Origin of the sequence: Streptomyces sp. NPDC046716 (assembly GCF_040645755.1) — a bacterium.
Taxonomy (GTDB): domain Bacteria; phylum Actinomycetota; class Actinomycetes; order Streptomycetales; family Streptomycetaceae; genus Streptomyces.
The window spans coordinates 15,851-41,467 of sequence record NZ_JBEYYU010000038.1 but is presented as its reverse complement, the minus strand read 5'-3'; the positions used below and the strand labels follow the sequence as shown (position 1 = coordinate 41,467).

Below are 25,617 nucleotides of genomic sequence, written 5' to 3'. Positions count from 1 at the left end.
AGCGTGGAGCCTGGTTCAGGCCCCGGGCCCCCGGCGCGGGTCCGCCCAGACGTAGAGATGCTCCGGGCGGCCCGCGTCACCGTATTTCAGCGTGAGTTTCGCGCTGCCGGTGCGCTCCAGCAGCTTCAGATAGCGCTGAGCGGTCTGCCGGCTCAGGCCCGTCAGGTCCGCGATCTCCTGCGCGGACAGCGCCCGTTCGGCGTCGACCAGCGTCCTGCGGACCAGCTCCGCCGTGCTCGACGAGTGGCCCTTGGGCAGCTCGGGCTGCGCCCCGGTCGCCGAGAGGGCCCCGAAGATCCGGTCCACCTGGGCCTGTTCGGCCTCGCCGCCGCCCGCGAAGGTGTGCCGCAGCGCCGCGTACGCCTCCAGCTTGGCGCGCAGAGCGGCGAACGCGAACGGCTTGACCAGGTACTGCAGCGCACCCTGACGCATCGCCGCCTGCACCGTGGCCACGTCACGAGCAGCAGTCACCATGATCACATCGGTCTGGTGGCCGCGCCGGCGCATCTCGCGTACCAGGTCCAGGCCCGTCTCGTCGGGCAGATAGTGGTCCAGGAGCACCAGATCGAGTCCAGGCCGCTCCTCCACCAGCCGCAGCGCGTCGGCCGCGTTGTGCGCCTCACCGGCGACCCGGAATCCCGAGACCTTCGCCACGTACGCGGCGTTGACCCGCGCCACCCGGGTGTCGTCGTCCACGACCAAGACGTCGATGGGTCCGTCGTTCATCGCGTCTCCTCCGTCGTCAGGGTGCCCGCGTCGTCGTGCGCGGTACCGGAGGCCGGTTCGGTGAGGGCGTCGGGCAGCACGATCGTGAACAGGGCTCCGCCGCCGTCGGCCTCCGTGACCGTGGCACGGCCGCCCTGCCGCTCCGCGAGCCGGCGCACCAGGGCCAGACCGATACCGCGCTTGCCGTGTGCCGGCGGCTTCTTGGTGGACCAGCCCTCGGTGAAGATCAACTCTCGTTGGTCCGCGGGGATCCCGGGCCCGGTGTCCCGCACGCGCACGACGGCCGTCGTCCCTTCGGCGCGCAATTCGACCTCCACGCGCGCGTGCGGGGTGCCCGCGACGGCGTCCAGCGCGTTGTCGACCAGATTGCCCACCGCGGTCACCAGGCCACGCGGATCGATCAGCCGGTCGGGCAGCAGCGTACGGTCGGACATCCACAGGGCCACGCCCCGCTCGGCCGCCACGGCCGCCTTGCCGACGAGCAGCGCGGCGAGCAGCGGATCGTGGATCTTCTCGGTGACCTGTTCCGAGGTCGCCCGGTGGTCACCGACCACCTCGCCCACGAACTCCACGGCGTCCTCGTACATCTCCAGCTCCAGCAGCCCCAGAAGGGTGTGCATCCGGTTGGCGTGCTCGTGGTCCTGGGCGCGCAGGGCGTCGATCAGGCCGCGCGTGGAGTCGAGTTCGCGGCCGAGCTGCTCCAGTTCGGTCCGGTCGCGCAGGGTGGCGACGGCGCCCCCGTCGTGCGTGGGCATCCGATTGGCGACGAGAACGCGCTGGCCGCGCACGGTCAGCAGATCGGTGCCGGCGACCCGGCCGCCGAGCACGTCGGTCGTCCGTCCGGGGCCGAGCGCGGCGTCCAGCGGCTGACCGATCGACGCCGCGTCGAGGCCGAGCAGCCGCTGCGCCTCGTCGTTCAGCAGCCGTATGCGGCCGCCGCGGTCCAGGGCGACGACGCCCTCCCGGATGCCGTGCAGCATCGCCTCGCGCTCGGCCAGCAGCGCGGCGATGTCCGAGAAGGCCAGATCGCGCGTCTGCCGCTGGACCCGGCGGGAGATCAGGTAGGCGGCGAGCGCGCCGACGGCCAGCGCTCCGCCCGCGTACGCGAACAGGCCGGGGATGGCATGGACGAGGCGGGCCCGCACGCTGTCGTACTCGATACCGACCGACACGGCGCCCACGATGGCGCCGTCACGGCCCCTCAGGGGCACTTTGCCGCGCGCGGAGCGGCCCAGGGTCCCGTCGTCGATCTGCATCACCTCGCGGCCCTTCAGCGCCTCGCTGGGGTCCGTCGAGACGACCTTGCCGATCTGGCCGGTGTCGGTGTGCGACCAGCGCACACCCTTCTTGTTCATGATCACGACGTACTCGGCGCCGCTGGCCCGCCGGATCCGCTCCGCCGCCGCCTGCACGGGCCCGCCGACCGTGGGCCGCGTGGAGCGCAGATCGTCGGCGATCCGCGGCTGGGCCGCGGTGGTCTGCGCGATGGCCAGCGCCCGCCGCATCGCCTGGTCGTCCAACTGGTCGCTCAGGGGTGCCAGGAACAGCCCGGTGGCGAGCACGGCGACACCGGCCGCGATCGCCAGCTGCATGACCAGCACCTGCGCGAACATGCGCCGGGGCAGGCCGAGACGCAGGCGGCGGGCGGGGGGAGTCGTGCTCATGAGGACGAACGGTACGGGCCCGTGCGTCCCCGTCGAAGACCTTGTGGCGCGGATCTCGTACGCGGCCGGAACCGCCCTCGTACGAGGTGAGGACTCCGTCAGCCGAGAGGCGCGGGAACCTCCCGAACCGCCACGACATCCATGCGGGCCGGTGATCCGAGCGCGGCACCACAGCTCTCGGGGCGTGGCGGCGCGGACGCCTCCTGAACCACCGTGGCCTGCCACCGGCGCCCGTCGACGTGCGCGAGCGCCACCTCCCAGCGCGGGGCGTCGCCCTCGACGGTCCGCGTGTGGACGACGGTCAGGGCATCGGCGGCGTCCTCGTGGGCGGCCCGGCGCACCGCGAGCTCCGCCGCCTGGCCCGGGCGGTCCCAGGCGGAGCTGCCGCGGCACCCTTCGGTGACGACGCGGCCGGTACGGACCGCCTCCAGGATCTCCTTCACCTCCGCGGCCGTGGACCGTCCGTAGGCGTAGCCGTACGGGAGCACCAGGAGCGTGGGGGAGAAGCGGTGCCCGCCGAGGTGGGTGACCTCCCAGACGCCCTCCTCGCCGGAGAGCGCGAGTTCGGAGGCGAGCGGCCGGCCCAGGACGGCGCAGCAGCGGTCGCGCTTTCCGTTCGTGCAGACGAGCGCGAGCGGAGCGCCTTCGTGGGGCGTGCCGAAACCGCCGTGCACCCCCGCCCCCAGAGCCGCGAAATCGAGCGTCAGCAACTCATCGGGAGAGGTGATCGTGGCGCCGCGCAGCCAGGCGCCACCGGGTGCGGTGTGGGCGATGTACACCTGGCGCCGGGGCTGTCCGTGGCGGTCCGCGTGCCGGCCGGGGCGGCGCACGAGGGCGACGCGCACGCCGGTGCCGTCGGCGGCCGCCTCCAGGGCCCGGCCCACCTCGGGGTCCAGATGGCTGGAGGTCAGCGCCTTGGCGCCCCAGGGGCCCGGCTGCTCGATCAGCAGCCAGGTCCGGGCGGTGGCCGCGGTTCCCGCGAGGGGTTCGTCGAGATCACGCGAGGCGGTCGTACACGTACTCACAAAGGGCAGCCTAATCCGCTGCGCCGATCACTCCTGTCCAGGTGGGGCCGGCAGCGGCTGCGGCGGACGCGCGCCTACGTAGTGGCCGGTGGGCCGCATCCTGAGCGGCCGTTCGCCGTACTCCTCCAGGGCGTGGGCGATCCAGCCCGCCGTGCGCGCGACGGCGAACAGGGTCTCGCCCGCCTCGGCAGGCATCCCGAAGGAGGCCGTGAACACGGCGAGCGCGAGGTCCACGTTGGCGTGCAGGTCGGTGTGGCGGGCCGTCGTCGCCACCACGTCACGGGCCGCGGCGAGCGCGGGCCGTGCCTCGGGCAACTCCTCCAGTGCCGCGAACAGCGCCTGCGCGCGCGGATCCTCGCCCCGGTAGAGGCGGTGCCCGAGGCCGGGGACGCGGCGCCCGGCGCGCAGTTCGTCGGAGACCACCGGACCGGCGCCGCCGCGGTCCAGGACGTCCAGGAGCATCCGGTGGGCCAGGCCGCTCGCCGCGCCGTGCAGAGGTCCCTCGAGGACGCCCAGACCCGCGGAGACGGCCGCGTACGCGTGCGCGCGGGCCGACGCCGCCACCCGGACGGCGAGCGTCGAAGCGGCCAGGTCGTGGTCGGCGAGCAGGGCCAGGGCCAGGTCCAGCGCGCGCAGTGACGCCTCGTCGGGCGCCTTGTGCGACAGCCTGCCCCACAGCCGACGGGCGATCGGCTCATCGTCCGCGTACGTGGAGCTCACGAGGGGCAGAGCGGTCGCGAGCGTCGGGATGAGGGAGCGCGCGGCGCCGAGGACGGACTCCTCGGACAGGTCGTAGCGCAGCGGGTCGGCGGTGGCGGCGGCGACGGCCGCGACGCGCAACCGGTCCACGGGACTGGTGAATTCGGGCAGTGCGGCGACCGCGCGCCGGGCCGCCGCGCGCGACTCCTGCGGCGCGGTGAACCGGGCGCCGGGCCGCAGGGTCCCGGTCCACAGCCACTCCGCGACCTCCTCGTAGGAGTGACGCTTCGCGAGCTCCACGGCATCGACCCCCCGGAAGAAGTACCTGTCCGCGTCGATGAGGGTGAGACGGGTGCGCACCGTCAGCTCGTTCGCCGCCGAACCCGTCGTGCTCTCCCGCTTGTTGCGCCGGGACAGGGCCTCGACCTCGGCGGCGTCGAAGGTGCTGCCGCGCCTGCCCTCGCCCCGGCGGCTCGTGAGCTGCCCCCGGCTCACGTACGCGTACACGGTCTCGGGCTTCACACCGAGCAGTTCGGCGGTCTCCCTTGTGCTCAGTCGGCGAGCCTGACGGGTGGCCGGCGGTCCCGGTTCTTGATCCCTCATGTGCGTCACCGTATCCGGACGACAATAGGTTGATTCAATCAATATTGACAGAGATCGAGTCAAGCATGGACAGTCGAATCAAGTAAAGGGAGGAAACATGCCGACCAACGGGACCACGGCCACCCCTGTCGTCGACGTACCGCGCGGGCTCGCCGGTGTCGTCGTCACCGACACCGCGCTCGGGGACGTCAGAGGACGCGAGGGCTTCTACCACTACCGCCAGTACTCCGCCGTCGAACTCGCGCAGAGCCGCAGCTTCGAGGACGTCTGGCACCTGATGATCCACGGCGAACTGCCCGACGCCCGGCGGTCGGCCGCCTTCGCCCGGGAGACCGCTGCACTGCGCACCCTCCCCGACGAGGTGCGCGCGGCTCTGCCCGCCATCGCGGCGGCCGGGCCCCTGTCGGGGCCGCTCGCCGGACTCCGCACGGCCCTGTCGCTCTTCGGTGCCTCCCGCGGCTTCCGGCCCGTCTACGACATCGATGCCGACCGGCGCCGTGAGGACACCCTCGCCGCGGCCGCCGTGGTCCCCACGCTGCTCACCGCACTGCACCGGCTCGGCGAAGGGCTCGATCCGGTGGAGCCGCGCGCGGACCTCTCCTACGCGGCCAACTACCTGTACATGCTGACGGGTTCGGAGCCGGACCCCGCGTCCGCACGGGCCGTGGAGCAGTACCTCATCTCCACCATTGACCACGGTTTCAATGCGTCAACGTTCACGGCGCGCGTCATCACGTCGACCGGCGCGGATGTCGCCGCCTGTCTGGTCGGCGCGATCGGAGCGCTGTCCGGACCGCTGCACGGCGGCGCGCCCAGTCGTGCGCTCGACACCTTGGACGCGATCGGCACCCCGGACCGCATCGACGCCTGGATCCGCGAACGGGTCCTGGCCGGTGACCGGATCATGGGATTCGGGCACCCCGTCTACCGGACGGAGGACCCGCGTTCGCGGATGCTGCGCGGAATCGCGGAGGGGTTCGGCGGGCCGCTCGTGGAGTTCGCGGTCGAGGTCGAACGCCATGTCGAGGCGATCCTCGCCGAGCTGAAGCCGGGCCGGGAACTGCACACGAACGTGGAGTTCTACGCGGGCGTGGTCATGGAGCTGTGCGGGCTGCCCCGGACCATGTTCACGCCGACGTTCGCCGCGGCGCGGGTCGTCGGCTGGAGCGCCAACATTCTCGAACAGGCTCAGGATTCGAAGATCATCCGGCCTGCGGCGCGCTATGTGGGCGTGGAGCCGCCGGTGGCGGTGCCGGTCGTCTCGTGACGAGTGCGGGCGAGACTGGTGCGGTCGAGGCCGGGCGACGGTGGTTGCCGGACCTCGACCGCGCAGGAGCTACGCGGTCCCGATCAGGGAGTGGGCCCGTCCGGAGGACGGTCTGTGCTGGAGTCCAGGTCGGCCGGCGCCGCGTTGGTGTCGCTGCCGGACGGTAGGGGCGGGGCGTCGTCGCCCCTGGTGCTGCGCTGGTCGTGAGACGGGACGCGGGCGACGGTCACGTTGTGCCGATGTCCGGATGGCCCGATGTCCGAATGGCCGGCATCACGCCTCCGGGATGTCCGCCTTGGCCCGCACCAGAGTGTCGCGGGTGATGACCACGATCCGCTCGTAGTCGGCCCGCGCGGCATCGGTGGGCAACTCGGCGTCGAGTGCCTCGGTCGCATCCGTGCCGATGACCGCGAAGTTGCCGTCCGCGAGCTCGAAGATGTCGGGACAGGTCTGACCAGAGGCGCTTCCGCGTTGACGGGGAGACGCACCGATGCGGCGCACGATTTTCAAGAGGATCCCGGTCCTTGGGGCTGGGTGGGTTAGGAGCGGGCACAGATTAGCCGCTCGGGAACCCTCTCGAAGCGTGTTGGATACGCCAACTGGGTTTAATCGCAAGGAGGTTCGCCAACCACCCACCACTCATCCGTTTCAGCCTCCTCCAGATCCTGGAGCAGTTGTTCGACCATGCGGCCGAGTTCGGCTTCGGCGGAGGTCCCTTCGAGACTGGCGCGATGATGCTGGGTGGCCGTCAGGTAGGACCGGACGATCGGGTTCTGGCAGATCACCCGAAGGTGGCCGTAGAGCTCACGGCGGTTCATGGCGCCGATGCGATGGAAGTAGAGAGCGTTCGTGTAGAGCGCGTTGGCGAACAGGAACTGGCGCTGCTGCTCCGGAGGGACCGGCTCCTCGTACGTGTCGAGGACGGCGGCCAGCGCCGGATCGTCCATGGCCTTGCAGAGCAGATCGAAGTGGAGCCGGTGCTGCTCGGTGAGGGCGGCGTTCCGCCGTCTGCGCGTCACCAGCGAGGTCAGGGACCCCGCGGCCGTCCCGGCACCGGCCGCCAGCGCGGCGGCCAGTGCCCGTGCTCCGTAACTCTTAGTGGCCATGTCAACCCCCGGTTCAGGCGACCGCGAGCCGGTCGTCGGTGCGGGTCGACAGAGACGGGGACCGGCGAGCGGTGGGCGGTGCGCTTGCCGCCTCCCAGGATGCCGAGCGGCTCTGATCGGCAGGGGGGCGGAGAGGAGGCGCACGGAGGGAAGCTCGGGTCGCACACCCCGGCGCCATGTCCTGACATCTTCCCAGCGATCGGCGTTAGCAATCGTTCACCGAGCGACCTTTCCCGCGCTCGTATCCTGGGGCGGCAGTCGTCCTTCGTACGAGATCCGGCCACCGAGCCGGTGGTGCTCCGGAGTGAGAGAGGTCGCACGTTGAGCAAGGCGAACCCGTCGCAGATCCCGGTCGTCGTTCTGGCGGGCTTTCTCGGCTCGGGGAAGACCACGGTCCTGAACCATCTGCTCCACCACAGCGGTGGTACCCGGATCGGGGCGATCGTCAACGACTTCGGGGCGATCGAGATCGACGCGATGGCCGTCGCCGGACAGCTCGGCGACTCGACCGTGTCGCTCGGCAACGGATGTCTGTGCTGCGCCGTGGACGCCAGTGAGCTTGACGTCTACCTGGACAAGTTGACTCGTCCCGTCAATGACATGCATGCCATTGACGTCATCGTGATCGAGGCCAGCGGGATCGCGGAACCGCAGGAGCTGGTGCGCATGGTGCTCGCCAGTGAGAATCCGCGGATCGTCTACGGCGGTCTGGTCGAGGTCGTCGACGCCGCCGAGTTCGACGCGACCCGCGAGAAGCACCCCGAGGTGACCCGGCACCTGGGCCTCGCGGACCTCGTCGTCGTGAACAAGGGCGACCGCGTGGACGCGGCGGAGCGGGAGCGGGTGCTCGGCGCCGTACGGACGGCGGCGGAGACCGCGGCCGTCGTCACCGCGTCGTACGGGCGTGTCGACCCGGAGATGCTCTTCGACTGCCGACCGGGCGAGGAGCGGATCGGGCAGCTGTCGTTCGACGATCTCCACCGGCACGGTCACGGCGAGGACCAGGCGCATCAAGGGCATCTGCACGACGCCTACGAGAGCGTCGCCTTCACCTCCGAGGTGCCCATGGACCCACGCCGGCTGATGGCCTTCCTGGACAGCCGGCCCGAGGGGCTCTACCGGATCAAGGGGTACGTCGACTTCGGCGCCGTCGATCCGCGCAACAGGTACGCGGTGCACGCCGTCGGGCGGTTCCTGCGGTTCTATCCGGAACCGTGGCCGGGGACCGGTGCGCCGCGGCTGACGCAACTCGTCCTCATCGGCGCGGGTGTCGACATCGAGGCGCTCGACCGCGCACTCGCCGCCTGTACGAGCGACGCCCCGCACACTGCCGACGAGCACAGCATGTGGGGCGTTCTCCGCTACGTACAGGACAACGAGACGGCGGACCTCTAGACGGGCCCCGCCACCACCGCCACCGTCTTCGCCAGTGAGATGCCCGAGCCGTCGCGGCGCGGGTCCATCTCCGGCAGCTCGGCCGGCGTGCCGTTCTTCTGCGCCGCCCGTGCGGGCGCCGGGCCGGCCCAGGCCAGGCTCAGGCAGTCCTCGCCCTTCAGGAACCGCTGGCAGCGCACCCCGCCCGTGGCGCGGCCCTTCCTCGGGTACTGGTCGAACGGCGTCAGCTTCGCCGTCGTCTGCACCGAGTCGTCCAGCGTGCCGCGCGAGCCGGCCACCGTGAACACCACCGCGTCGACCGCGGGATCGACCGCGGTGAACGAGATGACCTTCGCTCCGGTCGCCAGCTTCACACCGGCCATGCCGCCCGCGGGACGGCCCTGCGGGCGCACGATCGACGCCTGGAAGCGCAGCAACTGCGCGTCGTCCGTGACGAAGACCAGGTCCTCCTCGCCCGTCCGCAGCTCGATCGCGCCCACGATCCGGTCACCGTCCTTGAGCGTGATGACCTCCAGCTCCTCCTTGTTGGCCGGATAGTCCGGCACCACGCGCTTGACCACACCCTGCTCGGTGCCGATGGCCAGGCCAGGCGACGACTCGTCGAGCGTCATCAGGCAGACGACCTTCTCGTCGGCCTCCAGGGAGGACAGGAACTCGGTGACCGGCGCACCACCGGACAGATTCGGCGCCGACGCCGTGTCCGGGAGCTGTGGCAGATCGATCACGTTCAGCCGCAGCAGACGGCCCTCGGAGGTGACCGCACCGATCTCGCCCCGGGCCGTGGCCGGCACCGCGGAGATGATCAGGTCGTGCTTGACCCGCTTGGCGCTGCCGTCGTCCTCCGGGAACGGCTCGCCGTTCGCCGTACGGGCCAGCAGGCCCGTCGAGGAGAGCAGTACGCGGCACGGGTCGTCGGCCACCTGCAGCGACACGGAGGCGACCTGGGTGCCCGCGGACTCCAGGAGCACCGTGCGCCGGTCGGTGCCGAACTTCTTCGCCACGGCGGCCAGTTCGGTGGAGACCAGCTTGCGCAGCTCCGCGTCCGAGTCGAGGATCCCGGTCAGCTCGTCGATCTCGCCGTTGAGCTTGTCGCGCTCCGCGTCGAGCTCGATGCGGTCGAACTTGGTGAGCCGGCGCAGCGGCGTGTCCAGGATGTACTGCGTCTGGATCTCGCTCAGCGAGAAGCGCTCGATGAGGCGCTGCTTGGCCTCCGCGCTGTTCTCGCTGGAGCGGATGATGCGGATGACCTCGTCGATGTCGACCAGGGCGACGAGCAGGCCCTCCACCAGGTGCAGCCGGTCCAGCTTCTTGGTGCGGCGGAACTCGCTGCGGCGGCGCACCACGGTGAACCGGTGGTCCAGGTAGACCTCGAGGAGTTCCTTGAGGCCGAGGGTGAGCGGCTGGCCGTCGACCAGCGCCACATTGTTGATACCGAAGGACTCCTCCATCGGCGTCAGCTTGTAGAGCTGCTCCAGGACGGCCTCCGGCACGAAGCCGTTCTTGATCTCGATGACCAGGCGCAGGCCGTGCTCGCGGTCGGTCAGGTCCTTGACGTCGGCGATGCCCTGGAGCTTCTTCGCGCCGACCAGTTCCTTGATCTTCGTGATGACCTTCTCGGGGCCGACCGCGAAGGGCAGCTCCGTGACGACGATGCCCTTGCGGCGCGCCGTCACGGTCTCCACCGCGACCGTCGCGCGGATCTTGAAGGTGCCGCGCCCCGACTCGTAGGCGTCCTTGATGCCGGCCAGGCCGACGATCCGGCCGCCGGTCGGCAGGTCGGGTCCCGGTACGAACTTCATGAGCGTCTCGAGGTCCGCTCCCGGGTGCTTGATCAAGTGGCGCGCGGCGGCGATCACTTCACCCAGATTGTGCGGCGGCATGTTCGTCGCCATGCCGACCGCGATGCCCGACGCGCCGTTCACCAGCAGGTTCGGGTAGGCCGCCGGGAGGACCAGGGGCTCCTGCTCCTGGCCGTCGTAGTTCGGCGCGAAATCGACCGTGTTCTCGTCGATCGAGTCCGTCATCAGGGCTGCGGCGGCGGCCGGGCGGCACTCGGTGTACCGCATGGCGGCCGGGCGGTCGTCGTTGCCCAGCGAGCCGAAGTTGCCGTGCCCGTCCACCAGGGGGACGCGCATGGAGAACGGCTGGGCCAGACGGACCAGCGCGTCGTAGATCGACGCGTCGCCGTGGGGGTGCAACTTACCCATGACTTCGCCGACGACGCGGGCGCACTTCACATAGCCGCGCTCGGGGCGCAGCCCCATCTCGTTCATCTGGTAGACGATGCGGCGGTGCACGGGCTTCATCCCGTCGCGCGCGTCAGGCAGGGCGCGGGAGTAGATGACCGAGTACGCGTACTCCAGGTAGGAGCCCTGCATTTCGTCGACCACGTCGATGTCGAGGATCCTCTCCTCGAAGGGAGCGTCGTCATCGGGTCGCGGGGTCTTCGTGCTGCGGCGGGCCATCGCTGCTGCGGCTCCTTCACCAACATGAACGGGTACATGAAACGGGAACTGTCGCGGACCATTGTGGACCGCGCCACTGACAACGCTGCTCGCGACCCGTCCGTACCGTGCGGTTCGGGGCTCTCCCGGGGCCGAGTGCTCGCTCACGGCGTAGCCCGGGCGGGAACTTCGCCAGGGGTCAGCACGCTTGCATACAGTGGCAGGACTGGCAGCACTTCTGCACTTTCCGCGATCGAAGGGACGTACATGCCCATGGGTCACACGGCCACCGCCGAGGCCGGTTCCGGCGGCCTGACAGCGACCGAGCACCGGCTGGCCAACGGCCTGCGCGTGGTGCTTTCCGAGGATCACCTGACCCCGGTCGCGGCGGTCTGCCTCTGGTACGACGTCGGCTCGCGCCACGAGGTCAAGGGCCGTACCGGTCTGGCTCACCTTTTCGAGCACCTGATGTTCCAGGGCTCGAAGCAGGTGTCGGGCAACGGCCACTTCGAGCTGGTCCAGGGCGCGGGCGGTTCGCTCAACGGCACGACGAGCTTCGAGCGCACGAACTACTTCGAGACCATGCCCGCCCACCAGCTGGAGCTCGCGCTCTGGCTGGAGGCCGACCGCATGGGCTCGCTCCTGACGGCCCTCGACGACGAGTCGATGGAGAACCAGCGCGACGTCGTCAAGAACGAGCGCCGGCAGCGCTACGACAACGTGCCGTACGGCACCGCCTTCGAGAAGCTGACCGCCCTCATGTACCCCGAGGGCCACCCGTACCACCACACGCCCATCGGCTCCATGGCCGACCTGGACGCCGCCACCCTGGAGGACGCGCGGAGCTTCTTCCGCACGTACTACGCGCCCAACAACGCGGTGCTCTCCGTGGTGGGCGACATCGATCCCGAGCAGACGCTCGCCTGGATCGACAAGTACTTCGGCTCCATCCCCGGCCACGACGGCAAGCCGGCCCCGCGCGACGGCGCCCTGCCCGAGGTCATCGGCGAGCAGCTGCGCGAGGTCGTCGAGGAGGAGGTGCCGGCCCGCGCCCTGATGGCCGCCTACCGGCTCCCCGCGGACGGCACGCGCGCGTGCGACGCCGCCGACCTCGCCCTGACCGTGCTCGGCGGCGGCGAGTCCTCGCGGCTGTACAACCGTCTCGTCCGCCGGGACCGCACCGCGGTCGCCGCCGGCTTCGGCCTGCTGCGGCTCGCCGGAGCGCCCTGCCTCGGCTGGCTGGACGTGAAGACGTCCGGCGACGTCGAGGTGCCCGTCATCGAGGCTGCCGTCGACGAGGAGCTGGCCCGGTTCGCCGAGGAGGGCCCGAGCCCCGAGGAAATGGAGCGCGCGCAGGCCCAGTTGGAGCGCGAGTGGCTGGACCGGCTCGGCACCGTGGCGGGCCGCGCCGACGAGCTGTGCCGCTACGCCGTGCTGTTCGGCGACCCGCAGCTCGCCCTCACCGCCGTGCGGCGCGTCCTCGACGTGACCGCCGAGGAGGTCCGGGAGATCGCCGAGGCGCGCCTGCGGCCCGACAACCGCGCGGTCCTGGTGTACGAGCCCACGGCCCCCGCCGAGGCCGACGACGAGACCGCAGCGAACGACGAGGAGGCGGGCCAGTGACCGAGCAGCTCGCGAGCATGGACTTCCACCCGCAGCCGCAGCCCGGCGAGGCCAGGCCGTGGGCGTTCCCCGCCCCGCAGCGCGGCGCGCTGGACAACGGCCTCACCGTCCTGCACTGCCACCGCCCCGGCCAGCAGGTCGTCGCCGTGGAGGTCAACCTGGAGGCGCCCCTGGAGGCCGAGCCCCAGGGCCTCGACGGCGTCGCCACGATCATGGCGCGGGCCTTCAACGAGGGCACCGACAAGCACTCCGCCGAGGAGTTCGCGGCCGAACTGGAGCGGGCCGGCGCCACCATGGACGCGCACGCCGACCATCCCGGCGTCCGGGTCTCGCTCGAAGTGCCCGTCTCCCGGCTCCCCAAGGGACTCGCCCTGCTGGCCGACGCCCTGCGGGCGCCCGCCTTCGACGACAGCGAGATCGAGCGTCTGGTGGCCAACCGCCTCGACGAGATCCCGCACGAGAGCGCCAGCCCGGCCCGCCGCGCCGCCAAGGAGCTCTCCAGGCAGCTCTTCCCGGCCGACGCGCGCATGTCGCGCCCGCGCCAGGGCACCGAGGAGACCGTCGCGGCCATCGACGCGGCGGCCGTGCGCGCCTTCTACGAGAAGCACGTACGCCCCGCCACCGCCACCGCCGTGGTGGTGGGCGACCTCACCGGCGTCGACCTCGACGGCCTGCTCGCCGACACGCTCGGCGCCTGGACCGGGAACACCGCGCAGGCGCGCCCCGTGCCGCCCGTCACGGCCGACGACACCGGCCGCGTCGTCATCGTGGACCGCCCGGGCGCCGTGCAGACGCAGCTGCTGATCGGCCGCATCGGACCCGACAAGCACGACCGGGTGTGGGCCGCGCAGATCCTCGGCACGTACTGCCTCGGCGGCACCCTCACCTCGCGCCTGGACCGGGTCCTGCGCGAGGAGAAGGGCTACACCTACGGGGTGCGGTCCTTCGCCCAGGTGCTGCGCTCGGCGCCGGACGGGACGGGCGCCGCGATGCTCGCCATCAGCGGTTCCGTGGACACCCCGAACACCGGCCCGGCGCTCGACGACCTGTGGCAGGTCCTGCGCACGCTGGCCGCGGAGGGCCTCACCGACGCCGAGCGGGACACGGCCGTGCAGAACCTGGTGGGCGTGGCCCCGCTCAAGTTCGAGACCGCGGCGAACGTCGCGGGCACCCTCGCCGACCAGGTCGAGCAGCACCTGCCCGACGACTTCCAGGCCCGCCTGTACCGCCAACTCGCCGAGACGGGCACGGTGGAGGCCACGGCGGCGGTCGTGAACGCCTTCCCGGCGGACCGTCTGGTCACGATCCTCGTGGGGGACGCCGCGCAGATCGAGGAGCCGGTCAAGGCACTCGGCATCGGTGAGGTGACGGTGGTCACCGGCTGATCGGGAGGCTCCCGAGCGCACCGCCCCGGAGCCCCGGTGACCCGCGAGGGCACCGGGGCTCGGTCGTGTCCGTGATGTCCCTCACGTGCGCAAAAGCGATCGCCGCGCTTCGTAAATGTCCGAAATGGTGCGGAGGTTGCCTGTCTGCCCTGTGGCATGCGCGACAAAAGCCGGGATCCGTTTGTTGATTAAAAGATGTCCCGCTTAGCGTCGGTCCGGCTGTCCGCCGCACCAGTGCCGCGCCCGCGTCACCGGACAGTCATCGCCGAGTCCCCCATGGCGCGAGCCAGGGGAGCCGGGGACCCACCGCAGTCCCTGGGGTGAATCGGGCTCCTCCCGCAAGGAGAGGCCCGTAGGAGACCTTCCTGCTCCGAACCCGTCAGCTAACCCGGTAGGCGAGAGGGAAGGAAAGGATCAGCCTCCACATGGCGTTCACCCGTGCCACCGGGAAGCACCGTCGTCCGAGCCGCATCACGCGTACCACCGCGCAGGTCGCGAGTGTCGCCGCGCTCACCACGACCGGTGTCGTCGGTGGCCTCGCCGCTCCGGCGCTCGCCGCGGACACCGCGGCCCCGGAGCAGAACAACCTGACGCAGGCCATCTCCATCGGCGACTCCCTCGCCGACCAGATCGACGCCCAGGCCGCCGCCCAGCAGAAGGCCGCCGACGCGGCCGCCGCGAAGAAGAAGGCGGAGGCCGAGGCCAAGAAGCGGGCCGAGGAGGCCAAGCGCAAGGCCGAGGAGAAGGCCAAGAAGGAGCGCGAGGCCAAGGAGCGCGCCGCCCGTGAGGCCGAGCGCAAGCGCCTCAACTCCTTCGTGGCGCCCATCTCCGGCTCGTACGTCTCCACCGCCTACAAGGCCAGCAGCGGCCTGTGGTCCTCCGGCAGCCACACGGGCATCGACTTCCACGCCGCCAGCGGCACCGCGGTGCACGCCGTGGGCTCCGGCACCGTCGTCGAGGCCGGCTGGGGCGGCGCCTACGGCAACAACATCGTCATCAAGATGAACGACGGTACGTACACCCAGTACGGTCACCTGTCGTCCATCGGAGTCTCCGTCGGGCAGTCGGTCACCCCGGGCCAGCAGATAGCCCTCTCGGGCGCCACCGGCAACGTGACGGGCCCGCACCTCCACTTCGAGGCCCGCACCGGCCCCGACTACGGTTCGGACATCGACCCCGTCGCGTACCTGCGCTCGCACGGCGTGAACGTCTGACGCGGCTCCGCCTCATCGCCCGAAAGCCCCGGCTCACCGAGCCGGGGCTTTCGCGTTGCCTGTCCCGATCGACCCGCCGGTGGCCAAAAAATATCCCTGGATTACGGCCTCCCGTCGGAAATTCAAGCGCGGTGGAATAGAGTCATCGGGCAAGCGCGCTGACCGGAGGTCAATCGCGCTTGTACGGGCGTCAATCGACCGCGTTTCGCGGGGATTAAGGCGGAGGTCGGGTCATGCGCATTCCCGCGCACTCGGTATGCACGGCGATCCGCGACGACATCGTCGCGGGTGTCTACGAGCGCGGCGGCAGGCTCACCGAGGAACTGCTCGCGCGACGCTACGGCGTCTCGCGCGTCCCGGTCCGTGAGGCGCTGCGCACCCTGGAGGCGGAAGGGTTCGTCGTCACGCGCCGGCACGCGGGCGCGTGCGTCGCCGAGCCGACCGAGCAGGAGGCCGCCGACCTCCTGGAGATCCGCATGCTGCTCGAACCGCTGGGGGCGGCCCGCGCGGCCCAGCGTCGCACCGAGGCCCACCTCAAAGTGCTGCGCGGCCTGGTCAGGCTGGGTCAGGAGCGCTCCAGGCGGGGGCAGAACGAGGACCTGCGCTCACTGGGCGGCTGGTTCCACGAGACGCTCGCCCAGGCCTCCGGCAGCCCCGGTCTGATCACCCTGCTCACCCAGCTGCGGCACAAGATCGCCTGGATGTACGCGGTCGAGACCCCGGGCCGGCCGGCCGAGTCCTGGTCCGAGCACGGGGCCATCGTCGACGCCGTGGCCCGCGGCGACGCCGAGCGGGCGCGCGCCCTGACGGCCCAGCACGCCGAGCGCGCGACGGCCGCCCACCGACTGCGCGTCCCGCGCGCGGGTGAGCGTGTGAGGACTTCGCAACATCCCGTAAACACGGCGGGGCTCCAGCATTAACAGGGGAGCCGTATACAAAGAAGTGCACTATTCGCGGAATGGGCTGCGGCCTCTTTTCCGCTGCCCTTGTTTGTGCCGCATTCAGCGCGGCTGATTTCCCCTGTGCTTTCTGCCGTGCGTCGATTTCGGGGAGCTCGGGAAAGGGGGCGCAGTGCCGTCGCGACAGAAAACGACGGAGCCGCGCGTTCCCTGGGGGAAACGCGCGGCTCCGTCGAAAGGCGCTGGGGTCAGACGGTCTCGGGAAGCTCGTCGAGGCCCTCGGCGACCAGCTTGGCCAGCCGGTCGAGCGCGGCGTCCGCGCCCTCGGCGTCGGAGGCCAGGACGATCTCCTCGCCGCCCTGGGCGCCCATGCCCAGCACCGCGAGCATGGAGGCGGCGTTGACGGGGTTGCCGTCGGCCTTGGCGATCGTCACGGGGACGCCGGCCGCCGTGGCCGCGCGGACGAAGATGGAGGCGGGACGGGCGTGGAGGCCCTCGGCCCAGCCGACGTTGACGCGGCGCTCAGCCATGTGATGCTGCCCTTCAGGTGTCTCACAGTTGTCTAGACCATTCTCACACACCGTGGCCCGTGCCCGACGCGGACCCATGTCCCGTACGCGCATGGCCCTCCGGCCTTCTTCAGCCTGCCTCCCACGCGCGCGGGCCGCGACCCGTGAGCCGACGACACGCACCCGACCGCCGGCCGGCGGTCGGCCCTACCCTTGCGGCATGGAGACCCCGTCGGACCGGCACGCCTATCCCGCCCACTGGGAGGCCGACGTGGTGCTGCGCGACGGCGGCACCGCCCGGATCAGGCCCATCACCACCGCGGACGCCGAGCGGCTGACCAGCTTCTACGAGCAGGTCTCGGACGAGTCGAAGTACTACCGCTTCTTCGCGCCCTACCCGCGGCTGTCCGCCAAGGACGTGCACCGCTTCACCCATCACGACTACGTCGACCGGGTCGGCCTCGCGGCCACGGTGGGCGGCGAGTTCATCGCGACGGTCCGCTACGACCGGATCAACGCACAAGGAATGCCCGCCTCCGCCCCGGCCGACGAGGCCGAGGTCGCCTTCCTGGTGCAGGACGCCCATCAGGGGCGCGGCGTCGCCTCCGCCCTGCTGGAACACATCGCGGCCGTCGCGCGCGAGCGGGGCATCCGCCGGTTCGCCGCCGAGGTGCTGCCCGCCAACACCAAGATGATCAAGGTGTTCCGGGACGCCGGGTACACCCAGAAGCGCAGCTTCGAGGACGGCGTCGTCCGCCTGGAGTTCGACATCGAGCCCACCGAGGCGTCCCTCGCCGTGCAGCACGCGCGCGAGCAGCGCGCCGAGGCCCGCTCCGTGCAACGCCTCCTCGCCCCCCGCTCCGTCGCCGTGATCGGTGTCGGACGCACGGCCGGAGGAGTGGGCCGCAGCGTTCTCGGCAACCTCAAGGACGCCGGATTCACCGGCCGCCTCTACGCCGTCAACAAGGCGTTCCCCGCCGACCTCACCGACGTGGACGGAGCCCCCGCCCACCGCTCCGTGAAGGACATCGACCCCGCCGAACCCGTGGACCTGGCCGTGGTCGCCGTGCCCGCGACGCACGTCCCCGAGATCGTCGCCGAATGCGGCGCACGCGGAGTGCAGGGCCTGGTCGTCGTGTCCGCCGGATACGCGGAGAGCGGCGCGGAGGGCCGGGAGCGCCAGCGCGAACTCGTCCGCCAGGCACGCACCTACGGGATGCGCATCATCGGGCCGAACGCCTTCGGGGTGGTCAACACCTCCCAGGAAGTACGGCTCAACGCCTCGCTCGCCCCCGAGATGCCCCGCGCCGGACGCATCGGCCTGTTCGCCCAGTCCGGCGCCATCGGCATCGCCCTGTTGGCCCGGCTGCACCGCAGGGGCGGCGGCGTCACCGGGGTCACCGGCGTCTCCACCTTCGTCTCGGCGGGCAACCGCGCCGACGTCTCCGGCAACGACGTCCTGCAGTACTGGTACGACGACGCCGACACCGACGTCGCCCTCATGTACCTCGAATCGATCGGCAACCCGCGCAAGTTCACCCGCCTCGCCCGTCGCACGGCGGCCGCCAAGCCCCTGGTGGTCGTACAGGGAGCCCGGCACAGCGGCATCGCGCCGACCGGGCACGCCGTCCGTGCCACGCGCCTGCCCTACGCCACGGTCTCCGCCCTGCTGCGCCAGGCGGGTGTCATCCGCGTCGACACGATCACCGAACTCGTCGACGCCGGGCTCCTGCTGGCGCGCCAGCCGCTGCCCGCGGGCCCGCGCGTCGCCATCCTGGGCAACTCGGAGTCGCTCGGTCTGCTCACCTACGACGTCGCGCTCTCCGAGGGACTGCGGCCCAAGACGCCGCGCGACCTCACCACCCGCGCCTCCGCGGCGGACTTCCGGGCCGCTCTGGAGGAGGCGCTGGCCGACGACAAGACCGACGCCGTCGTCGTCACCGCGATGCCGGTGGTGGGGGAGGACCCGACCGGGGACGCCGAACTGGCCGCCGCCCTGAGCGCGGCCGCGGCCACCGCCCCCACCAAGACCGTGCTCGTCGTCCACGTCGAGCTCGGCGGCCTCGCCGAGGCGCTGTCCGCCGCGACCAGCACCGGACCCAACGCCCCCTCCCGGCCGGCCCCCGCGACCGCCGCGACCCCGGAGGGCGCCCCGCGCCTCATCCCCGCCTACCCCGCGGCCGAGCGCGCCGTCCGCGCCCTCTCCCAGGCCGCCAGGTACGCGCAGTGGCGGCGCGACGCGGCGGAACCCGGCAAGGTGCCCGAGTACGACCGCGTCGACGAGCAGGCCGCGGCCGCCCTGATCGCCGGGCTGCTCGCCAAGGAGGACGACCCGCGCGGTACGGACCTCGCCCCTGAGGACGCCCGCGAACTGCTCTCCCTCTACGGGATCGACGTCCGCCCGACCCTGTCGGCCCCCGACGCAGACCGGGCCGCCGAAGCAGCCCGCACGCTCGGCTACCCGGTGGCGCTGAAGACGACCGCCCCGCACCTGCGCCACCGCGCGGACCTCGGCGGCGTCCGCCTCGACCTCGCCGACGAGGACGATCTGCGCCGCGCCTACGAGGACCTCACCGACCGGCTCGGCAGACCGGCCGAACTGCGGCCGGTCGTCCAGGCCATGGCGCCGCGCGGTGTCGACACCGTCGTCCGCGCTGTCATCGACCCGGCCGCCGGTGCCGTGCTCTCCTTCGGCCTGGCCGGCGCCCCGTCCGAACTGCTCGGCGACACCGCGCACCGCCTGATCCCGGTGACCGACCGCGACGCCCAGGCGATCGTCCGTTCGATCAAGACGGCCCCGATCCTCTTCGGCTGGCGCGGCGCCGCCCCCGTCGACACACCCGCCCTGGAGGAACTGCTCCAGCGGGTGTCCCGGCTCGTCGACGACCACCCCGAGGTCGTCGGCGTCGCCCTCGAACCGGTCGTGGTCGCGCAGACCGGGCTGACCGTGCTCGGCGCCTCCGTCCGGCTCGCGCCCCCGCCCGCCCGCGACGACCTGGGCCCGCGCACACTGCCCAGCGCCTACTGACCCGCCCCGCGTCCCCGGCAATGCCGCGAAATGCCCTTACGGAGAGTTATCCACAGGCGCATCGGCAGCCTCTTCCCGGGCCTTAGGATGGACCCCATGGCCAAGACCAGTACGACGACCCAAGGGCTGCGAGCGGCGATCGAGCGCAGCGGCTACTACCCGGCCCTCGTGGCCGAGGCGGTGGAGGCCGCGGTCGGCGGCGAGCCGATCTCGTCGTACCTCGTCCACCAGGAGACCACGTTCGATGCGAACGAGGTCCGTCGTCATGTCACCGTCCTGGTCCTGACCGACACCCGTTTCATCGTCAGCCACACCGACGAGCAGGCCGCCGACAGCACCTCCCCGACGCCGTACGCGACGACGTCCACGGAGTCCGTCAAGCTCGACCGGATCTCGTCGGTCGTGCTCAGCCGGGTCGTCGCCAATCCGGAGAAGTACGTCCCCGGCACCCTGCCCCGCGAGGTCGTGCTGACCATCGGCTGGGGCGCCGTCTCCCGCCTCGACCTGGAGCCCGCCGCCTGCGGCGACCCCAACTGCGAGGCCGACCACGGCTACACCGGCAGCTCGACGGCGGACGACCTGAGCCTGCGTGTCAGCGAGGCGGGCGACGGTCCGGAGACCGTGCGCCAGGCCCTCGCCTTCGCCCAGTCCCTGTCCGAGGCCACCGCGGACGCGGGACGCTGATGACGCAGGCCGCCTGGGACGACGTAGAGCCGCTGCCCGTCCACACCGCTCCCGTCCCGGCGTACGGCACCGGATCCCTCGCGGACCTGCTGCCCACCCTCGGCGCCCACCTGGGCGTCCCCGACTGCACCCCGGCCATCACCGAGCTGGCCCCGGTCGACCGGGCCTGTGTCTTCCTGATCGACGGCCTCGGCTGGGAGCAGCTGAAGGCACACCCCGACGAGGCGCCGTTCCTGCACTCGCTCATAGCGTCCTCGCGCGGCGGCACGGGCCGCCCGATCACCGCCGGCTATCCGGCGACCACCGCGACCTCCCTCGCCTCGGTCGGCACCGGACTGCCGCCCGGCGCCCACGGCCTGCCCGGCTACACGGTGCGCGATCCGGACACCGGCCGGCTGATGAACCAGCTCCGCTGGAAGCCGTGGACGAAGCCGAAGACCTGGCAGCCCTACCCCACGATCTTCCAGCGCGCCCACGACGCGGGCGTGCGCACCGCCCAGGTCTCCGCCCCCGCCTTCGAATCCACCCCCCTCACGAAGATCGCGCTCAGCGGCGGCACCTTCTACGGCCGGCTCTCCGGCGAGGACCGCATGGACCTGGCCGCCGAGCAACTGGCGGCGGGGGACCGGTCGTTGGTCTACACGTACTACAGCGAGGTCGACGGCAAGGGGCACCGCTTCGGCCTCGACTCCGACCCGTGGCGCGGCCAGTTGATGTACGTCGACCGGCTCGCCCAGCGCCTCGCCGAGCAACTGCCGCCGCGCAGCGCCCTGTACGTCACCGCGGACCACGGCATGGTCGACATTCCCTTCGACGAGCAGTCCCGGATCGACTTCGACGAGGACTGGGAGCTGGGCGCGGGCGTCGCCCTGCTCGGCGGCGAGGGCCGCGCCCGTCATGTCTACGCCGTGCCCGGTGCCCAGGGCGACGTCCTCGCCGTCTGGCGCGAGGTGCTCGGTGAGCAGTTCTGGATCGCGAGCCGCGACGAGGCGATCGCCGCCGGCTGGTTCGGCCCGCAGGTCGACCAGCGGGTCTACGACCGGCTCGGCGACGTCATCGCGGCCGCCCGCGACGACGTCCTCATCATCGCCTCGCAGAGCGAGCCGAAGGAGTCTCTGATGGTGGGCAACCACGGCTCCATGACCCCGGCGGAACAGCTCGTACCGCTCCTCGAAGTACGTTCCTGACCCCCACCCCCTGCCCTCCCGCCGCACGATCCGAAAGGTGCTCGACCTCCCATGCCCGAGCTGGTGTTCTTCTCCGGAACGATGGACTGCGGAAAGAGCACCCTGGCTCTGCAGATCGAGCACAACCGCTCCGCCCGCGGCCTCCAGGGCATGATCTTCACCCGGGACGACCGGGCCGGCGAGGGAAAGCTCTCCTCACGCCTCGGCCTCGTCACCGACGCCGTGGAGGTGGCCGACGACCTGGACGTGTACGCGTACGTCGTCGATCATTTCTCCCAGGGCGGCAAGGTGGACTACGTGATCGCCGACGAGGCGCAGTTCCTCGCCCCCGGCCAGATCGACCAGCTCGCCCGGATCGTCGACGACCTCGAACTCGACGTGTACGCCTTCGGCATCACGACCGACTTCCGCTCCAAGCTGTTCCCCGGCTCGCAGCGGCTCGTAGAACTCGCCGACCGCGTCGAGGTGCTCCAGGTCGAGGCGCTGTGCTGGTGCGGCGCGCGCGCCACGCACAACGCCCGCACCGTCAACGGGGAGATGGTCGTCGAAGGCGCCCAGGTCGTCGTCGGAGACGTCGACCAGGCCGAGGACCGGATCGGCTACGAGGTGCTGTGCCGACGCCACCACCGGCGCCGGATGACGAGCGCGGGTGCGCGGGCCGCCGCGCTCTCGCCCGACGTACTGCCGGTGGCCCCGGCCTGAGAACCCGCAGCCCGCGCCCGTCCGGCCGGCGCCGGGATCAGTCCTCCCGCGACGCCACGAGCGCGAACCGTGCCCCCTCCGGATCCGCCACCGTGGCCACCCGTCCGTGTGAGCCGTCCCGCGCAGGCCGGACCACGTGCCCGCCCAGATCGGCGACCCGCTCCACGGCCTCGTCGACGTCCGCGGCCTCGAAGTACGTCATCCAGTGCGAGCCCCGATCACGGGGCAGGGCGTGCCCCACACCCTGCACGGACGCCACCGGCCCGTCCGCCAGGCAGAGCGCCAGATGGTCGAAGTCGGCCGAGACCACGGCTTCTTCGCTGTACCCGAAGACCGCCTGGTAGAACTTGGCGACGCTCGCGGTCTCCCGCGTCACCAGTTCGTTCCACACCACCGAGCCGGGCACGCCGGTCGTCGCCATGCCCAGGTGCGCGGCCGCCTGCCAGAGCCCGAACACCGCGCCCACCGGGTCGGAGGCGATCGCCATCCGGCCCGCCTCCCCGGCGTCCAGCGGGCCGACGCCCACCGTGCCGCCGCAGTGCCGCACCGACTCCGCCGTCACGTCCACGTCCTCCGCGGCCAGATACGGCGTCCAGGCGATCGGCAGCTGTCGATCGGGCGGCAACTGGCCGATGCCGGCCACCTCCGCGCCGTCGAGCAGGGCCCGCACATAGGGGCCGAGCTGCTGCGGCCCTGGCCTGAACTCCCAGCCGAACAGCGCCCCGTAGAAGTCCTGGGTCGCCGCCATGTCGTGCACCATCAGGCTCACCCAGCAAGGGGTGCCGGGCGCGCGCCGGGCTGCTGCCTCGGTCATCGTCACTCTCTCCTCGGACGTCTCGGACCAGAATCCTCGGGCCCTGCATCGGGCTCCCACGCGTCGCTTCGCGCCCGTGCTGATGGTGGCACTGCGTGCCGCGCGGCGCTCCCCGACCGCGCCGGAACCGCCGAGCCCCTCGCTGAGGAAGCCCGAATACGGTGTGTCGCGTACGCTCTCGCGCCATGACCCGACCGTGACCGACCGGTCGACGCTGTGTAGTCGATCGAGCACGCTATCCGAACGCGGGCGCTCGGGCCAGAGCATGAGCAAGGATGGCCCACATGAATGCCATCATCACCGCATCCGAACTTGCGAGCGAGTTGGCGGGGGAGCGACCGCCCGTCGTGCTCGACGTCCGCTGGCAGCTCAGCCTCGCGAAGGCCGCCGGGGCCCCGGAATTCGACGGCCGCGCCGCATACACCGCAGGTCACATCCCTGGTGCGGTCTTTGTCGACCTGGACCGGGAGCTGGCCGGACAGGCGGGCCCCGAGGCGGGCCGGCACCCCCTGCCGGACCTTGCCGTGTTCGGGGCGGCCATGCGGGCGGCGGGCGTGTCGGCGGACCGCGACGTGGTCGTGTACGACGGTGGACAGGGCTGGGCGGCCGCCCGCGCCTGGTGGCTGCTGCGCTGGACGGGTCATCCGTCGGTCCGCGTCCTCGACGGCGGCCTGCCCGCCTGGGAGGGGCCCGCGGAGACCGTGACCCCGTCGCCGCGACCCGGCACCTTCGACCCTGCACCCGGTGCCACCGGACTCCTCGACGCGGATGCGGCGGCCGCGCTGGCCCGCTCCGGACTGCTCCTGGACGCCCGCGCCGCCGAGCGCTACCGGGGTGACGTGGAGCCCATCGACCGGGTCGGCGGCCACATTCCCGGCGCGGTGTCGGCCCCGACCACGGAGAACGTCACGGACGACGGCCGCTTCCGCCCCGCCGCCGACCTCGCCGAGCGCTTCAAGTCGCTTGGCGCGACCGGCGATCCGGGCCGGGTCGGCGTCTACTGCGGCTCGGGCGTCTCCGGCGCCCATGAGGTACTGGCGCTCGCGGTCGCCGGGATCGACGCGCAGCTGTACGTCGGCTCGTGGTCGCAGTGGTCGGCGGACACCGCCCGCCCGGTGGCGACGGGCCCCGACCCGCAGTAGCCGTCCCGGAAACGGAGTCGGGGCCCGGGTTGAACGACCCGGGCCCCGACCGCGTACTTCTGGGCGCTAGTCCTGCTTCTTGCGGCGCGTGCCGAAGACGATCTCGTCCCAGCTCGGCACGGCGGCCCGGCGTCCGGGGCGCACCCCGTCGGCCTCGGCCTGCCGGTCGGTGGTACCGGTGAGACGGTCCCGGTGGCCCGCGACGGAGCGCGGCATCAGCACGTCCGCGTACGCCGCTCCGGCGCCGGCCGACGCGGCGGGCGGCTCCTCCAGCTCGGCGGCCGCGGGCGGCTCCGGCTCCTCCTGCGGCTCGGGAGCGGTCGTCGGACGCTCGGGGACCACGATGTCGCCGCGGTAGCTGGGCACCGCCTCCAGCAGGCTGGTCAGCGAGTCGCGCTCCGAGGAGGAGGCGATCGCCGGCAGGTTCTCCTCGGAGGACGGCTCCGGCGGCGGGGCGGGACGTTCCAGCTGCCGGTCCAGGGCGCGGTCGAGCGGCCGGTCCAGAGCGCGGTCCAGCGGCCGGTCCCTGGGCAGCCGCGCGATACGCGGCACGAACGGGAACGTGGGTTCGGGCGCACCGATGTCGTCGGACTCGCCGATGAGCGAGCGCGCCTCGTCGTCCACGGCCTGGACGAGCCTGCGGGGCGGGTCGTAGGTCCAGCTCGCCGAGTGCGGTTCGCCCGCGACCCGATAGACGAGCAGGACTTCCCAGGTGCCGTCGTCGCGGCGCCAGGAGTCCCACTGGACGGTTTCCTTGTCGGCGCCGCGCAGCAGGAGTCGCTCCTGCACCGCCTCGCCGAGCTGGGGGCCGGTGTTCTCGCCGGGACGGCGCACGGGAGTCTTCCTGGCCCGCTCGGCCATGAACGCACGCTCCGCGAGCACGGGGCCCTCGAAGCGGCGTACGCGGTCGACCGGAATGCCTGCGAGCTGGGCGACCTCCTCGGCGGAGGCTCCTGCTCGTATGCGTGCCTGGATGTCACGCGGGCGGAGGTGGCTCTCCACCTCGATCTCGATCTGGCCGAGACGCGGACGGTCGCCGCGCACGGCGGCCCGGAGGCGCTCGTCGATCGGAAGCGTGTACTCCGTGCTGTCCGCAGCCTTCAGCACCAGCCGTGTGCCGTCGTTAGAGACGGCCACGACACGCAGTTCGGGCATGGGGACCTCCCGGGTGGTGCCTGCCGACGTCACGTGCGTCGCTGCTTCCGCTAGTCGAGTGTGGCCTGCCCGGGTGCAGCCTGCCACAACCTTGCCGAGTTGCCCGGCGTGTCGGGCATGGACCCAAGATCGCCGTTATGGCACGGTTACTTGTTCGCAACGCTAAGTGACCGCGTACGTCACCCTGTGCAACGAGCCCCCTCCCGGCGGTCCTGGAAGGCCCCGGTACACCCTGGCGGGAGACCGGACCCAGGGCTCGCAACAGTACTCCATTCGGGCCACTCGCGTGGATCGGCACGCCGCTCAACTTCTCACGGTGGTGGGGAGTTGGGTACGGGACCGCCGC

Annotated in this window: 21 protein-coding genes and 1 riboswitch; of the genes, 11 read left to right on the top strand and 10 right to left on the bottom strand. The window is 71.8% G+C overall.

From position 1 onward, the window contains the following. Nucleotides 1–15: 15 nt before the first annotated feature. The 4 genes from ABZ930_RS26275 to ABZ930_RS26260 all read right to left on the bottom strand — a co-directional run bounded on the left by ABZ930_RS26275 (nt 16) and on the right by ABZ930_RS26260 (nt 4,717). A complete protein-coding gene (locus tag ABZ930_RS26275) occupies nt 16–726 on the bottom strand; it encodes a response regulator (RefSeq protein WP_361552415.1) in 711 nt (236 codons plus the stop codon). Then, entirely contained in the window at nt 723–2,390 is a 1,668-nt protein-coding gene (locus ABZ930_RS26270; RefSeq protein ID WP_361552412.1) for a sensor histidine kinase, read from the bottom strand. The genes ABZ930_RS26275 and ABZ930_RS26270 overlap by 4 nt, the downstream gene beginning before the upstream one ends. A 98-nt stretch (nt 2,391–2,488) precedes the next feature. Next, entirely contained in the window at nt 2,489–3,415 is a 927-nt protein-coding gene (locus ABZ930_RS26265; protein ID WP_361552409.1) for a sucrase ferredoxin, read from the bottom strand. A gap of 27 nt (nt 3,416–3,442) precedes the next feature. Continuing rightward, nucleotides 3,443–4,717: a citrate synthase gene (locus tag ABZ930_RS26260; RefSeq protein ID WP_361552406.1), complete on the bottom strand. Its 1,275-nt coding sequence runs from the start codon at nt 4,715–4,717 to the stop codon at nt 3,443–3,445. A gap of 97 nt (nt 4,718–4,814) precedes the next feature. On the opposite strand from ABZ930_RS26260, the gene ABZ930_RS26255 reads away from it, so the two are divergent. Beyond that, nucleotides 4,815–5,984 carry a citrate synthase/methylcitrate synthase gene (locus ABZ930_RS26255; RefSeq protein WP_361552403.1) on the top strand — a complete coding sequence of 390 codons (1,170 nt, stop codon included), beginning with the start codon at nt 4,815–4,817 and terminating at the stop codon, nt 5,982–5,984. Nucleotides 5,985–6,257: 273 nt separating this feature from the next. Here the strand turns inward: ABZ930_RS26255 and ABZ930_RS26250 are convergent, their stop codons facing one another. Both ABZ930_RS26250 and ABZ930_RS26245 read right to left on the bottom strand, forming a co-directional pair. Then, the gene (locus ABZ930_RS26250; protein WP_353945190.1) at nt 6,258–6,494 is read right to left on the bottom strand and encodes a hypothetical protein; all 237 of its coding nucleotides are present in this window, start codon (nt 6,492–6,494) and stop codon (nt 6,258–6,260) included. 95 nt (nt 6,495–6,589) lie between these two features. Then, the gene (locus ABZ930_RS26245) at nt 6,590–7,090 is read right to left on the bottom strand and encodes a DUF6082 family protein (protein WP_361552400.1); all 501 of its coding nucleotides are present in this window, start codon (nt 7,088–7,090) and stop codon (nt 6,590–6,592) included. Nucleotides 7,091–7,411: 321 nt separating this feature from the next. Here ABZ930_RS26245 and ABZ930_RS26240 point away from each other — a divergent pair, with 321 nt between their 5' ends. Next, entirely contained in the window at nt 7,412–8,485 is a 1,074-nt protein-coding gene (locus ABZ930_RS26240; protein ID WP_361552397.1) for a GTP-binding protein, read from the top strand. Here ABZ930_RS26240 and ABZ930_RS26235 read toward each other — a convergent pair. Next, complete coding sequence (locus tag ABZ930_RS26235) at nt 8,482–10,950, bottom strand: DNA topoisomerase IV subunit A (RefSeq protein ID WP_361552394.1); 2,469 nt, start codon at nt 10,948–10,950, stop codon at nt 8,482–8,484. The two genes, ABZ930_RS26240 and ABZ930_RS26235, sit on opposite strands and share 4 nt — an antisense overlap. A gap of 252 nt (nt 10,951–11,202) precedes the next feature. Between ABZ930_RS26235 and ABZ930_RS26230 the strand changes: the two genes are divergently transcribed. The 4 genes from ABZ930_RS26230 (at nt 11,203) to ABZ930_RS26215 (ending at nt 16,071) form a co-directional block, all read left to right on the top strand. Then, nucleotides 11,203–12,552, top strand: coding sequence for a pitrilysin family protein (locus ABZ930_RS26230; protein ID WP_361552510.1), 1,350 nt, complete (start codon nt 11,203–11,205; stop codon nt 12,550–12,552). Between the two features lie 17 nt (nt 12,553–12,569). Then, on the top strand, nt 12,570–13,937 hold the full coding sequence (locus ABZ930_RS26225; protein WP_361552507.1) for a pitrilysin family protein: 1,368 nt from the start codon (nt 12,570–12,572) through the stop codon (nt 13,935–13,937). Between the two features lie 253 nt (nt 13,938–14,190). Next, a riboswitch (cyclic di-AMP (ydaO/yuaA leader) is annotated at nt 14,191–14,350 on the top strand. Between the two features lie 12 nt (nt 14,351–14,362). Further along, a complete protein-coding gene (locus tag ABZ930_RS26220) occupies nt 14,363–15,151 on the top strand; it encodes a M23 family metallopeptidase (RefSeq protein ID WP_361552391.1) in 789 nt (262 codons plus the stop codon). A gap of 233 nt (nt 15,152–15,384) precedes the next feature. Further along, on the top strand, nt 15,385–16,071 hold the full coding sequence (locus ABZ930_RS26215) for a GntR family transcriptional regulator (protein WP_361552388.1): 687 nt from the start codon (nt 15,385–15,387) through the stop codon (nt 16,069–16,071). Nucleotides 16,072–16,298: 227 nt separating this feature from the next. Here ABZ930_RS26215 and ABZ930_RS26210 read toward each other — a convergent pair whose 3' ends face one another. After that, nucleotides 16,299–16,580 (bottom strand): HPr family phosphocarrier protein, encoded by a 282-nt coding sequence (locus ABZ930_RS26210; RefSeq protein ID WP_361552385.1) that lies wholly within the window; start codon nt 16,578–16,580, stop codon nt 16,299–16,301. A gap of 199 nt (nt 16,581–16,779) precedes the next feature. Between ABZ930_RS26210 and ABZ930_RS26205 the strand changes: the two genes are divergently transcribed. The 4 genes from ABZ930_RS26205 (at nt 16,780) to ABZ930_RS26190 (ending at nt 22,160) form a co-directional block, all read left to right on the top strand. Next, nucleotides 16,780–19,587 (top strand): GNAT family N-acetyltransferase, encoded by a 2,808-nt coding sequence (locus ABZ930_RS26205; protein WP_361552382.1) that lies wholly within the window; start codon nt 16,780–16,782, stop codon nt 19,585–19,587. Nucleotides 19,588–19,674: 87 nt separating this feature from the next. Further along, nucleotides 19,675–20,271 (top strand): DUF5998 family protein, encoded by a 597-nt coding sequence (locus ABZ930_RS26200; protein WP_111662547.1) that lies wholly within the window; start codon nt 19,675–19,677, stop codon nt 20,269–20,271. Further along, nucleotides 20,271–21,458, top strand: a complete 1,188-nt coding sequence (locus ABZ930_RS26195) for a nucleotide pyrophosphatase/phosphodiesterase family protein (RefSeq protein ID WP_361552379.1) — start codon at nt 20,271–20,273, stop codon at nt 21,456–21,458. Before ABZ930_RS26200 ends, ABZ930_RS26195 begins: the two co-directional genes overlap by 1 nt. Before the next feature lie 51 nt (nt 21,459–21,509). After that, the gene (locus ABZ930_RS26190; protein ID WP_361552376.1) at nt 21,510–22,160 is read left to right on the top strand and encodes a thymidine kinase; all 651 of its coding nucleotides are present in this window, start codon (nt 21,510–21,512) and stop codon (nt 22,158–22,160) included. A 37-nt stretch (nt 22,161–22,197) separates the two neighbouring features. Here the strand turns inward: ABZ930_RS26190 and ABZ930_RS26185 are convergent, their stop codons facing one another. Continuing rightward, the gene (locus ABZ930_RS26185; RefSeq protein ID WP_361552373.1) at nt 22,198–22,974 is read right to left on the bottom strand and encodes a VOC family protein; all 777 of its coding nucleotides are present in this window, start codon (nt 22,972–22,974) and stop codon (nt 22,198–22,200) included. Between the two features lie 284 nt (nt 22,975–23,258). On the opposite strand from ABZ930_RS26185, the gene ABZ930_RS26180 reads away from it, so the two are divergent. Then, nucleotides 23,259–24,116 (top strand): sulfurtransferase, encoded by an 858-nt coding sequence (locus ABZ930_RS26180; protein ID WP_361552370.1) that lies wholly within the window; start codon nt 23,259–23,261, stop codon nt 24,114–24,116. Between the two features lie 66 nt (nt 24,117–24,182). On the opposite strand, the gene sepH is transcribed toward ABZ930_RS26180, so the two are convergent. After that, entirely contained in the window at nt 24,183–25,271 is a 1,089-nt protein-coding gene (gene sepH / locus ABZ930_RS26175; RefSeq protein WP_361552367.1) for a septation protein SepH, read from the bottom strand. Nucleotides 25,272–25,617: the final 346 nt, after the last annotated feature.

Bases quoted from the DNA above. Each gene is read 5' to 3' on its own strand.
- ABZ930_RS26275 (WP_361552415.1), bottom strand. From the start codon at position 726: ATGAACGACGGACCCATCGACGTCTTGGTCGTGGACGACGACACCCGG.
- ABZ930_RS26270 (WP_361552412.1), bottom strand. From the start codon at position 2,390: ATGAGCACGACTCCCCCCGCCCGCCGCCTGCGTCTCGGCCTGCCCCGG.
- ABZ930_RS26260 (WP_361552406.1), bottom strand. From the start codon at position 4,717: ATGAGGGATCAAGAACCGGGACCGCCGGCCACCCGTCAGGCTCGCCGA.
- ABZ930_RS26255 (WP_361552403.1), top strand. From the start codon at position 4,815: ATGCCGACCAACGGGACCACGGCCACCCCTGTCGTCGACGTACCGCGC.
- ABZ930_RS26245 (WP_361552400.1), bottom strand. From the start codon at position 7,090: ATGGCCACTAAGAGTTACGGAGCACGGGCACTGGCCGCCGCGCTGGCG.
- ABZ930_RS26235 (WP_361552394.1), bottom strand. From the start codon at position 10,950: ATGGCCCGCCGCAGCACGAAGACCCCGCGACCCGATGACGACGCTCCC.
- ABZ930_RS26230 (WP_361552510.1), top strand. From the start codon at position 11,203: ATGGGTCACACGGCCACCGCCGAGGCCGGTTCCGGCGGCCTGACAGCG.
- ABZ930_RS26225 (WP_361552507.1), top strand. From the start codon at position 12,570: ATGGACTTCCACCCGCAGCCGCAGCCCGGCGAGGCCAGGCCGTGGGCG.
- ABZ930_RS26220 (WP_361552391.1), top strand. From the start codon at position 14,363: ATGGCGTTCACCCGTGCCACCGGGAAGCACCGTCGTCCGAGCCGCATC.
- ABZ930_RS26215 (WP_361552388.1), top strand. From the start codon at position 15,385: ATGCGCATTCCCGCGCACTCGGTATGCACGGCGATCCGCGACGACATC.
- ABZ930_RS26210 (WP_361552385.1), bottom strand. From the start codon at position 16,580: ATGGCTGAGCGCCGCGTCAACGTCGGCTGGGCCGAGGGCCTCCACGCC.
- ABZ930_RS26205 (WP_361552382.1), top strand. From the start codon at position 16,780: ATGGAGACCCCGTCGGACCGGCACGCCTATCCCGCCCACTGGGAGGCC.
- ABZ930_RS26200 (WP_111662547.1), top strand. From the start codon at position 19,675: ATGGACCCCATGGCCAAGACCAGTACGACGACCCAAGGGCTGCGAGCG.
- ABZ930_RS26195 (WP_361552379.1), top strand. From the start codon at position 20,271: ATGACGCAGGCCGCCTGGGACGACGTAGAGCCGCTGCCCGTCCACACC.
- ABZ930_RS26190 (WP_361552376.1), top strand. From the start codon at position 21,510: ATGCCCGAGCTGGTGTTCTTCTCCGGAACGATGGACTGCGGAAAGAGC.
- ABZ930_RS26185 (WP_361552373.1), bottom strand. From the start codon at position 22,974: ATGACCGAGGCAGCAGCCCGGCGCGCGCCCGGCACCCCTTGCTGGGTG.
- ABZ930_RS26180 (WP_361552370.1), top strand. From the start codon at position 23,259: ATGAATGCCATCATCACCGCATCCGAACTTGCGAGCGAGTTGGCGGGG.
- sepH (WP_361552367.1), bottom strand. From the start codon at position 25,271: ATGCCCGAACTGCGTGTCGTGGCCGTCTCTAACGACGGCACACGGCTG.